This is a genomic window from Streptomyces sp. NRRL S-495 (genome assembly GCF_000966955.1).
In the GTDB taxonomy this organism is placed as follows: domain Bacteria; phylum Actinomycetota; class Actinomycetes; order Streptomycetales; family Streptomycetaceae; genus Kitasatospora; species Kitasatospora purpeofusca.
Map to the genome: position 1 here is coordinate 1 of NZ_JZWY01000866.1, position 9,907 is coordinate 9,907.

General features: G+C 75.7%; 8 protein-coding genes and 2 pseudogenes. 3 read left to right on the plus strand and 7 right to left on the minus strand.

Annotated elements, in window-relative coordinates; all coding sequences use genetic code 11:
- The coding region (locus VR45_RS35095) for a glycoside hydrolase family 15 protein (RefSeq protein ID WP_045943967.1) at positions 1-1,659 on the plus strand (1,659 nt) is incomplete at its 5' end.
- A 17-nt stretch (positions 1,660-1,676) separates the two neighbouring features.
- Here the strand turns inward: VR45_RS35095 and VR45_RS35100 are convergent.
- The 3 genes from VR45_RS35100 to VR45_RS35110 form a co-directional block, all read right to left on the minus strand.
- A complete protein-coding gene (locus VR45_RS35100) occupies positions 1,677-2,855 on the minus strand; it encodes a glycosyltransferase family 4 protein (protein ID WP_045943968.1) in 1,179 nt (392 codons plus the stop codon).
- Between the two features lie 166 nt (positions 2,856-3,021).
- The gene (gene recN, locus VR45_RS35105; protein ID WP_045943972.1) at positions 3,022-4,755 is read right to left on the minus strand and encodes a DNA repair protein RecN; all 1,734 of its coding nucleotides are present in this window, start codon (positions 4,753-4,755) and stop codon (positions 3,022-3,024) included.
- 200 nt (positions 4,756-4,955) lie between these two features.
- Positions 4,956-5,528, minus strand: a complete 573-nt coding sequence (locus VR45_RS35110) for a hypothetical protein (protein WP_234326462.1) — start codon at positions 5,526-5,528, stop codon at positions 4,956-4,958.
- Positions 5,529-5,867: 339 nt separating this feature from the next.
- On the opposite strand from VR45_RS35110, the pseudogene VR45_RS50300 reads away from it, so the two are divergent.
- A pseudogene (locus VR45_RS50300) lies at positions 5,868-6,494 on the plus strand (GntR family transcriptional regulator); the annotation flags it as partial.
- Positions 6,495-6,604: 110 nt separating this feature from the next.
- Entirely contained in the window at positions 6,605-7,342 is a 738-nt protein-coding gene (locus tag VR45_RS50305; RefSeq protein WP_063772601.1) for an aminotransferase class I/II-fold pyridoxal phosphate-dependent enzyme, read from the plus strand.
- 76 nt (positions 7,343-7,418) lie between these two features.
- On the opposite strand, the gene VR45_RS35120 is transcribed toward VR45_RS50305, so the two are convergent.
- From VR45_RS35120 to VR45_RS47465, 4 genes and pseudogenes are all read right to left on the minus strand, one after another.
- A complete protein-coding gene (locus VR45_RS35120; RefSeq protein WP_045943969.1) occupies positions 7,419-8,321 on the minus strand; it encodes an NAD kinase in 903 nt (300 codons plus the stop codon).
- A 92-nt stretch (positions 8,322-8,413) separates the two neighbouring features.
- Positions 8,414-9,220 (minus strand): TlyA family RNA methyltransferase, encoded by an 807-nt coding sequence (locus VR45_RS35125; RefSeq protein ID WP_045943970.1) that lies wholly within the window; start codon positions 9,218-9,220, stop codon positions 8,414-8,416.
- A gap of 45 nt (positions 9,221-9,265) precedes the next feature.
- Positions 9,266-9,487, minus strand: coding sequence for a hypothetical protein (locus VR45_RS46270; protein WP_045943971.1), 222 nt, complete (start codon positions 9,485-9,487; stop codon positions 9,266-9,268).
- Positions 9,480-9,907 (minus strand): annotated as a pseudogene (locus tag VR45_RS47465) (hypothetical protein); the annotation flags it as partial. The pseudogene VR45_RS47465 and the gene VR45_RS46270, both read right to left, overlap by 8 nt.

Consider the following 9,907-nt stretch of genomic DNA (forward strand, 5'->3'; position numbering starts at 1 on the left):
GAGTGGGACGCCCAGGGCGGCACCGTCCGGGTCATCGACTTCATGCCGCCCCGCCCGCTGGCCGGGAAGGACGCCGTGCCGCAGGTGATCCGGATCGTCGAGGGCGTGGAAGGCACCGTGCGGATGCGCTCCGCCCTGCGGATGCGCTTCAGCTACGGCCGGGTCGTCCCCTGGGTGCACCGGGTGGAGCAGCCCGACGGCGGCCACCGCACCGTCGCCGTGGCCGGGCCGGACTCGGTCTGGCTGGACGGCGAGGCCGACACCTACGGGCGCAACCTCACCACCTACGCCGACTTCACCGTCCGGGCCGGCGAACGGATCGCCTTCGCGCTCACCTGGCAGGCCTCCCACCTGGAGCAGCCGACCCCGCCGGACGCCGAGGGACTGCTCGACGCCACCGCCGACTTCTGGCACGAGTGGGTCGGCCAGTGCACCTACCAGGGGCCCTACCGGGAGGCCGTGGTCCGCTCGCTGATCACCCTCAAGGGCCTCACCTACGCCCCCACCGGCGGGATCGTGGCCGCCCCCACCACCTCGCTGCCCGAGGACATCGGCGGCGAGCGCAACTGGGACTACCGCTACACCTGGCTCAGGGACGCCGCGATCACCCTGTCCTCCCTGCTCCGCACCGGCTACCGCGACGAGGCCAAGGCCTGGCGCGAGTGGCTGCTGCGCGCGGTCGCGGGCGACCCGGAGAACCTCCAGATCATGTACGGCATCGCCGGCGAGCGCGAGCTCACCGAGTCCGCACTGGACTGGCTGCCCGGCTACGAGGGCTCACAGCCGGTGCGGGTCGGCAACGGCGCGGCCGGCCAGCTCCAGCTGGACGTCTACGGCGAGGTCGTCGAGGCGCTGCACCTGGCCCACATGACCGGCCTGGTCCGCAACGACCACGCCCACCACCTCCAGCTGCGGCTGATCGAGTACCTGGAGGACCACTGGACCGAGCCGGACGAGGGCATCTGGGAGGTCCGCGGGCCGCGCCGGCACTTCGTCCACTCCAAGGTGATGGCCTGGGTGGCGGTGGACCGCACCATCAAGCTGCTGGAGCAGACCCCCGAGGACGCCCCGGCCGGCGGCCAGCTGGAGCGCTGGCGCGAACTGCGCGAGACCATCCACCGGGACGTCTGCGAGCGGGGCTACGACCCCGGCCGCAACACCTTCACCCAGTACTACGGCGGCAAGGAGCTGGACGCCTCACTGCTGCTCATCCCGCAGGTCGGCTTCCTGCCGCCGGACGACAAGCGGGTGATCGGCACCATCGAGGCGATCCAGCGCGAGCTGTCCACCGAGGACGGCTTCGTGCTCCGCTACCCGACCCACGACGAGAGCGGCAACAACGTCGACGGCCTCTCCGGCCACGAGGGCGCCTTCCTGGCCTGCTCGTTCTGGCTGGCCGACGACCTCGCCATGATCGGCCGGGTGCAGGAGGCGCGGGAGCTGTTCGACCGGCTGCTGTCGCTGCGCAACGACCTCGGGCTGCTCGCCGAGGAGTGGGACCCGCGGCTCAAGCGCCAGGTGGGCAACTTCCCGCAGGCCTTCAGCCACGTCCCGCTGATCGACACCGCGCTGCGCCTCACCGCCTGCGGCGGCGCCTATCTGTCGGCCCAGCCGGACGGCCCGGCCGCCGACCGGGCCGGCGAGCAGGCCACCGTCTGACCCGCCGCCACCGTCGCTCACCCGTTGCGCTGCACCAGCTCGTCGTAGGTGCTGAGCACCTGGGCGACGGTGGCGGCCTCGTCCGGCCAGGTCTCCGCCTGCTGCCGGCCGGCCGCCACCAGGCGCTCTCGGCGCTCCGGGTCGGCCAGCAGCTCCCGCACCGCCCGACCGAGCGCCGCCGCGTCGCCGGGCGGGACCAGCACGGCGGCGTCGCCGACCAGTTCGGGGATGCCGCCGACGGCCGTGGCGACCACCGGCACGCCGGCCCGCATCGCCTCCTGCACCACCAGCGACCGGGCCTCCCAGCGGCTGGAGAGCACCAGCACGTCGGCGGCGGCCAGCAGGTCGGACACATCGGTGCGGTAGCCGAGCAGCCGCACCGGCAGCTTCTCGGCGGCCACCCGCTCGCGCAGCCCGGCGGCCTCCGGGCCGTCCCCGGCCAGCAGCACCAGCGGTTCGGGCGTCAGCGCGGCCAGGTCGCGGGCCGCGTCCAGCAGCAGTCCGAAGGCCTTCTGCGGGACGAGCCGGCCCACCGCGAGGACCAGCGGGCGGTCCGGACCGCCGAGCAGCGCCGCCCTGGCCCCGGCCCGGGGCAGCCGTGCCTCGGGCATCGGCGGGGCCGCGACCGGGCCGAGCCGGGCGTCGGTGGCACCGAGTTCGCGGGCCCGGGCCACCAGGTCGGAGGAGGCGCCGAGGACGAGGTCGGCGGCGCGCGCCACCCGGCGCTCCATCAGCCGCTGGAGGCGGCGCTCCATGCCGGTGGCGTCCAGCGCGTGGTGCGAGGTGACCACCAGCGGCGTCTCCGGGCGCAGGCCCGGGAAGCGGCCGGCGGTGCGCAGCGCGAGGTCGGACAGCAGCCCCGCGCGCAGGCCGTGGGCGTGCACCACGTCGGCGCCGGTGAAGGCACGGCGCAGCTCGCCGATCGCGGTGGCGTCGCTGCGGGCGCCCGCGGTCGGGGTGATGTCGACCAGGTGGAACCGCGCACCGGTGCGGGAGAAACCGAACAGCGCGTCCGCGCCGGCGGGGGCGCACACCGTGACGGTCACTCCGTGCGCGACCAGGCCCTGTGCCAAGGAGCGCACATGCGCACCGATGCCGCCGCTACTGGCGGCCAGGACGAGCACCACGTGCAGCTGCCCCGGTTCGGGGGTGGCTGCGGCTGCCCGGGCGGCGGAATGGTCCACGTCGTCTCGCATCCGACTCGATCAGCTACGCGCGCCCCGGGCGGGGGTTGCCCGCCGGCGGCGCTCGGGACAGGAAGGGCCAGTGTCCAGCCGCCACCATGCCAGGTCGGCGGCCCTCTTGGACAGTCGGCGCCCCCGGCGGGGCGCGTCGTGGCCGGTCCGCGAGGGCCGCCCTGGTTCAGCGGTGGCGGGGGGCGCGGGCCGCGGCGAGCAACTCCTCCGCGTGCGCCCGGCCGAGCTCGGAGTCCTCCAGGCCGGCCAGCATCCGGGAGAGCTCGCGGACCCGCTCCTCGTCGTTCAGCACCTTGACGCCGCTGCGGGTCACGGTGCCGTCGTTGGTCTTCTCGACCACCAGGTGGCGGTCGGCGAAGGCCGCCACCTGCGGCAGGTGGGTGACGACGACGACCTGGGCGCTCTCGGCGAGCTTGGCGAGCCGGCGGCCGATCTCGACCGCCGCCTTGCCGCCGACGCCCGCGTCCACCTCGTCGAACAGATAGGTGGGGACGGGGTCGGCGCCGGCGAAGACCACCTCGACGGCGAGCATCACCCGGGACAGCTCGCCGCCCGAGGCGCCCTTGGCGATCGGCCGGGGCTGGGCGCCGGGGTGCGGGGCCAGCAGCACCTCGACCTCGTCCACGCCGTGCGGCCCGTAGGCGACCGTCCGGCCCTCGATCTCGATCCCGGACAGGTCGTCGACCTGGCTGATCGCGAAGGTGACCCGGGCGTGCGGCATCGCCAGTTCGGCGAGCTCGGCGGAGACGGCCGCCGCGAAGCGCCCGGCGGCGGCCTGCCGGGCGGCCGAGACCTCGGCCGCGAGGTCGGCCAACTCGCCGCGCAGCTCGGTCTCCCGGGCGCCGAGCTCGTCGATCCGCTCGTCGTCGCCGTCGAGCTCGGAGAGCCGGGCGGAGCCGGACTCGGCCCAGGCGATCACCTCGGCCAGCGAGTTCTCCGGGCCGCCGTACTTGCGCAGCAGCTGGGAGAGCACGGCCCGGCGGTCCTCGACGGCGGCCAGGCGGACCGGGTCGGCGTCCAGGTCGTCGGCGTAGCCGGCCAGGTCGCCGGCCACGTCGGCGAGCAGGTAGCCGACCTCGTTGAGCCGGTCGGCGAGGGCGGCGAGCCGCTCGTCGTGGTGGCGGACGGCGTCCAGCGCGCGGCGGGACTGGGCGAGCAGGGTGCCCGCGTCCAGCGCCTCCGGGTCGGCCGGGTCACCGGCCAGGGCGGCGTGGGCGAGGGTCGCGGCGGAGGAGAGCGCGTCGGCGTGGCCGAGCCGCTCGGCCTCGGCGGACAGCCCCTCGTCCTCGCCCGCCACCGGTTCGGCGGCGGCGACCTCGTCGAGGCCGAACCGCAGCAGGTCCGCCTCCTGGGCCCGCTCGCGGGCCCGGGTGGTCAGCTCCTCCAGCGTCGAGGAGACCTCGCGCAGCCGGCGGTACACCTCGCGGTAGCGGGCCAGCGGCTCGGCCACCGACTCGCCCGCGTACCGGTCCAGGGCGCCGCGCTGGCGGGCCGGGCGCAGCAGCCGCTGCTGGTCGGTCTGGCCGTGCACGGCGACGAGGTCCTCGCCGAGCTCGGCGAGCAGGCCGACCGGCACGGACCGGCCGCCGACGTGGGCGCGGGAGCGGCCCTCGGCGGAGACGGTCCGGCTGATCAGCAGCGCGCCGTCGTCGAGCTCGGCGCCGGCCTCGACGGCGCGGGCGGCCACCGGCGAGCCGGGCGGCAGTTGGAGGCGCCCCTCGACCACCGCGCGCTCGCTGCCGTTGCGCACCAGGCCCGGATCGGCCCGGCCGCCGAGCAGCAGGCCGAGGCTGGTCACCACCATGGTCTTGCCGGCTCCGGTCTCCCCGGTCACCGCTGTGAAGCCGGGGGCCAGTTCGACGACCGCGTCGTCGATGACCCCGAGATCCCGTATCCGCATCTCGTCCAACACGGAGACGACCTTACGAGGTTCCGCACCCGCCGCGCGACGAGCGGCAACGACGCGCGGCAACTCCGTGCCCCCAAGTTCATCCGTTCCGGGCGTTTCCGGACCCGCCGCACCGGGAGTCGGGGCGTTCCTCCGTGCCCGGCCCACTCGGACACCCGCCCCGGGTCGGCCGGACGACCGGATCCGTCCTGTTACCCGGCCGCTCCGGCCCTTCCGACCTTTCCGGCCCGCCCGGCCTGCTCGGCGGTGGGCACGGTGAACCAGGGCAGGAAGAACTGCGCGAGCGGGCCGATCGCCAGCGCGTACGCGACGGTGCCGACCCCGGCCGTGCCGCCGAGCAGGACGCCCACCGCCAGCACGAGCAGCTCGATACCCGTGCGGATCAGCCGCAGCGAGCCCCCGGTGCGCCGGTGCAGTCCGGTCATCAGCCCGTCCCGCGGCCCCGGGCCCAGCCGGGCGCCGATGTAGAGACCGGTGGCCAGGCCGTTGAGCAGGATCGCGGTGACCATCAGCAGGATCCGGAGCGGGAGCGCCCCCGGCGTGCCGACGAAGCGCAGGGTGAGGTCCATCGCGGCGCCGATCAGCAGCACATTGGCGATCGTGCCGATCCCGGGCAGCTGGCGCAGCGGGATCCACAGCAGCAGCACCAGGGCCCCGCAGATGGTGACCCAGGCGCCCACCGAGAGGCCGAAGCTGCCCTGGAGGCCCTGGTGGAACACGTCCCAGGGGTCGAGCCCGAGGCCGGCGCGGAGCATCAGGCCCATGCTGCCGCCGTAGAGGGCGAGGCCGACGACCAGCTGCGGCAGGCGGCGGCCCAGCGCGTGGGTGTCGCCCAGCACCCGCAGCAGCGGGCCGGGCCGGGCGACCGAACCGGCGGCAGCGGCGGCACCCTCGACGGGGGACGGCGACGCGGGCCCGGCCGGGCACTCGGACGGGGACGGGGACGGGAGGGTGTTCGTGGTGGCCATGGAATCTCCGGGCAGGTGGTGCTGCACCGCCGGCGGACCGGCCCGACGGTGGCGGTCTAGACGGCCGCCCTGCCATGATGGCCAAGCCAATACAGCCCACAACAGGGCCAATCACGAGTAAGTGGACTGATCACCTTGGCCGACTGGCAGACCACCGTCGCTCCCCCGGCGCTCGCCCGGCTGCTCGCCACCGCCCGGCTGCCCGAACCGCCCGGCGCCGCCCGCCGCCCCGCCCGGATCCGGCTGCTGGTCTCCGAGGGCCGACTGCCGGTCGGCGCCCGGCTGCCCGCCGAACGCGAACTCGCCCTGGCCCTGGGGCTCAGCCGCACCACCGTCGCCACCGCCTACGAGGCCCTGCGGGCCGAGGGGTACCTGCACAGCCGGCGCGGCGCCGGCAGCTGGACCGCCCTGCCCGAGGGCTCCGCCCCGCCCAGCGACGCCCTGCACCCCGTCCCGCCGGACGAGCAGGGCAACATCCTGGACCTCGGCGTCGCCGCGCTGCCCGCCCCGCAGCCCTTCCTCTCCGCGGCCGCCGCCCGCGCCGTCGACCAGTTGCCCGCCTACGCCGCCGGGCACGGCCACTACCCGACCGGCGTCCCGGTGCTGCGCGAGGCCGTGGCCCGCCGCTTCACCGAGCGCGGCCTGCCGACCACCCCGGACCAGATCCTGATCACCATCGGCGCGATGGGCGCCCTGCACCTGGTCCGGCAGGCCCTGCTCGGCCGGGGCGACCGGGTCGCCGTCGAGGCCCCCAGCTACGCCCACACCCTCCAGGCGCTGCGGCTCAGCGAGGCCCGACCGGTCCCCGTCCCCCTCGTCGACGCGCCCCCGGGTCCGGGCCACGGGGGCGGGCCGCGCTGGGACCTCGCCGAGTGGCGGCGGGTGCTGGGCGGGGCCGCGCCGAAGACGAGGAGCAGCGGCGCGAGCTGCTCGCCGCCGCCCGGTCCGCCGGCACCGTGGTCCTGGTCGACGAGACCACCGCCGAACTCGGCTGGGGCGTGCCCGAGGAGGTGCCGCTCCCCCGCCCGACCGCCGCGCTGGACCGCGCCGCCCAGGTGGTCACCGTCGGCTCGGCCGGGAAGCTGCTCTGGGGCGGTCTGCGGATCGGCTGGGTGCGCGCCGCCCCCGCGCTGGTCCGCCGGCTGGCCACCACCCGGGTCTACAGCGACGTCGGCGCCCCCGTGCTGGACCAGCTGATCGCCGCCGAACTGCTGGCCGAGGACCTGCCGGCCGTCCGCGCCCACCAGCTGACCCGGCTGCGGGACACCGCCGAGGCGTTCACCGCCGCCCTGCGCGAGCAGCTGCCGCACTGGCGCTTCACCGTGCCGCCGGGCGGGCTGTCGTTCTGGGTCGCCACCGGCGGGGTGTCGGGCACGGCGCTGGCCCGGGCCGGCGAGCGCTCCGGGGTCCGGCTCGCGGCCGGCAACCGGTTCGGCTCCGACGGCGCCTTCGAGCACCACATCCGGATCCCGCTCACCGTGCCCGCCCCGGCCGTACCGGCCGCGGTCCGCCGGCTGGCGGAGACCGCCGCCCGTGCCGAGGACGACGGCGGGTGGCGGGGCACCGACGAGTGGCGGGGCACCGACGACAACCAGCCGCTCGCGGTCTGACGGAACGGCGGACCGGACGGACTCGGCATCGTCCTCCGGTCCGCCCGGTCCGCCCGGTCCACCGGGTCCGCGAAAATCAGGCGGTGTCCGCCCGGCCGCGCCAACCGGTCACCGGCAGCGCGAACTTGGCCACCAGCCGGTCGGTGAACGGCGCCCGGTGCAGCCTGGCCAGCCGCACCGGCGTCTGCCCCCGGCGCACCTCCACCCGCGCCCCGGCGGGCAGTTCGACCGAGCGCCGGCCGTCGCACCACAGCACCCCGTGCGGGGTCTTCGGCTGCACCTCCACCGCCAGCACCGAGTTCGGCGAGGCCACCAGCGGCCGGGCGAACAGCGCGTGCGCGCTGATCGGCACCATCAGCAGCGCCTCCACCTCGGGCCAGACCACCGGCCCGCCGCCGGAGAACGCGTACGCCGTCGAGCCGGTCGGCGTCGCACACACCACGCCGTCGCAGCCGAAGTTGGAGACCGGACGGCCGTCCACCTCGGTCACCACCTCGAGCATCCGCTCCCTGGCCGCCTTCTCGATCGAGGCCTCGTTCAGCGCCCAGTCGTGGTGCACCTCGTCACCGTTGGTCCGGACGATCACATCGAGGGTCATCCGCTCCTCGACCTCGTAGTCGGCGTCGACCACCCGCTCGACCACCACCGCCAGATCGTCCCGCTCGGCCTCGGCCAGGAAACCGACCCGGCCCAGGTTGATGCCGAGCATCGGCAACCCGTGCTCACGCGCCAACTCCGCCCCGCGCAGCAGGGTCCCGTCCCCGCCGGCGACCAGGATCAGCTCGCAGCCGTCGGCCGCGCCCGGCCCCCCGGCCACCGTCTCCACGCCGTCCGGCAGGTCCAGATCGACCGCCTCGGCCGCCAGCAGTCTGATCCGGATCCCCGCCTTCAGCAGGCCGTGCACCAGTCCCTCGACACTGCGCAGCGCCGCCTCGCGGCCCGTGTGCGCGATCAGGAAGACCGTACGTTCATCACTCATGCCCGCTGCCCTCTCCCTACGCCGGCCGGGTCGTCGTCGGCCCGGTACGGCCGCGCCACCCAGCATGACGGACCGGACGTCCGCAGAGCACCCTATCGGGGGCCTTCGGCGACAGCCCGGTCCGCCTCCGCGGGGTCCAGCTGCGGTGCGTCCCGGCGCATCCAGAGGAAGTACTCGACATTGCCCGACGGCCCCGGCAGCGGGCTCGCGGTGACCGCCCGCACACCCAGCCCGAGCTGCCACGCCTGCCCGGCCACCTGGCGCACCATCTCGGCGCGCAGCTGCGGGCTGCGCACCACCCCGCCGCTGCCGAGCCGCTCCTTGCCGATCTCGAACTGCGGCTTGACCATCAGCACCAGGTCCGCGTCCGGGGCGGCGCAGCCGGCCAGCGCGGGCAGCACCAGGCCCAGCGAGATGAAGGACAGGTCCCCCACCACCAGGTCGACCGGGGTGCCGCCGATCATCTCCGGGGTCAGCTCCCGGACGTTGGTGCGGTCCATCACGGTCACCCGGTCGTCGCTCTGCAGCGACCAGGCCAGCTGCCCGTAACCGACGTCCACCGCCAGCACGTGGGCGGCGCCCGCCCGCAGCAGCACATCGGTGAACCCGCCGGTGGACGCGCCCGCGTCCAGCGCCCGGCGGCCCTCGACGACCAGGCCCTGCGGCACGAACGCCGCGAACGCCCCGGCGAGCTTGTGGCCGCCGCGCGAGACGTAGTCGGGATCGTTGTCGTCCTTGGCCACCACGACCGCCGCCGAGGTCTCCACCTGGGTGGCCGGCTTGGTCGCGGTGGTCCCGCCGACGGTCACCCGGCCGGCCGCGATCAGCTCCGAGGCGTGCTCCCGCGACCGGGCCAGCTTGCGGCGGACCAGCTCCGCGTCGAGTCGGCGTCGTGCCACTGCCACTGGTGTTTCAGCTCCTACGGTGGTTCCCGCTCGCCCCGGTCAGTCCCGGTCGAGCGCGGCCAGCGTGTCGGCGAGCCGCTGATGGACATCTTCGTACACCGCGACGTGTGCGTCGGTCGGCACCCCGTCCAGCGCCGCCAGCCGGGCCAGCCCGGCGTCCACCGCCGGGTGCCCGGTGGGCGTGAGCCCGACGCCGAGCGGCAGCGGCTCACCGGGGGCGGGGACGGGGACGGGGACGGTCCGGCTCTCCGGTTCAGGCATCGGGCTTCTTCGTGGTGGCGGTCCGGCGGACGGTGGTCTTCCGGGTGGCGGTGCGCTTGGCGGGCGGCTGCTCCGACCCCGCGTCGGCCGGCTTCTTCGGAGTGACGGTCTTCTTCGCGGTCGCGGTCTTCTTGACGGCGGTCTTCTTCACCGCCGTCTTCTTGGCCGCCGTCTGCTTCGCGGCCGCCTTCTTCGCGGCCGGCGCGGCCTTCTTCGCCGCGGCGGGCTTCCGCGCCGCCGACTTCTTCGCGGCGGTCCTCTCCGCGGTCCTCTCCGCGGCGGCCTCCGCCGCCACCGCCGTCCCGTTCGGCGGCACCGGCGGGTCGACCTCCACCGGCTCGTCCACCACTATCCGCTCGGCCCCCGCCGAACCCCTCGTCTCCTGCTCCCAGCCGTCCTCGAACAGCCCGCCGGCCCGGG

Bases quoted from the DNA above. Each gene is read 5' to 3' on its own strand.
- VR45_RS35100 (WP_045943968.1), bottom strand. From the start codon at position 2,855: ATGCGAGACGACGTGGACCATTCCGCCGCCCGGGCAGCCGCAGCCACC.
- recN (WP_045943972.1), bottom strand. From the start codon at position 4,755: ATGCGGATACGGGATCTCGGGGTCATCGACGACGCGGTCGTCGAACTG.
- VR45_RS35110 (WP_234326462.1), bottom strand. From the start codon at position 5,528: ATGGGCCTGATGCTCCGCGCCGGCCTCGGGCTCGACCCCTGGGACGTG.
- VR45_RS35120 (WP_045943969.1), bottom strand. From the start codon at position 8,321: ATGAGTGATGAACGTACGGTCTTCCTGATCGCGCACACGGGCCGCGAG.
- VR45_RS46270 (WP_045943971.1), bottom strand. From the start codon at position 9,487: ATGCCTGAACCGGAGAGCCGGACCGTCCCCGTCCCCGTCCCCGCCCCC.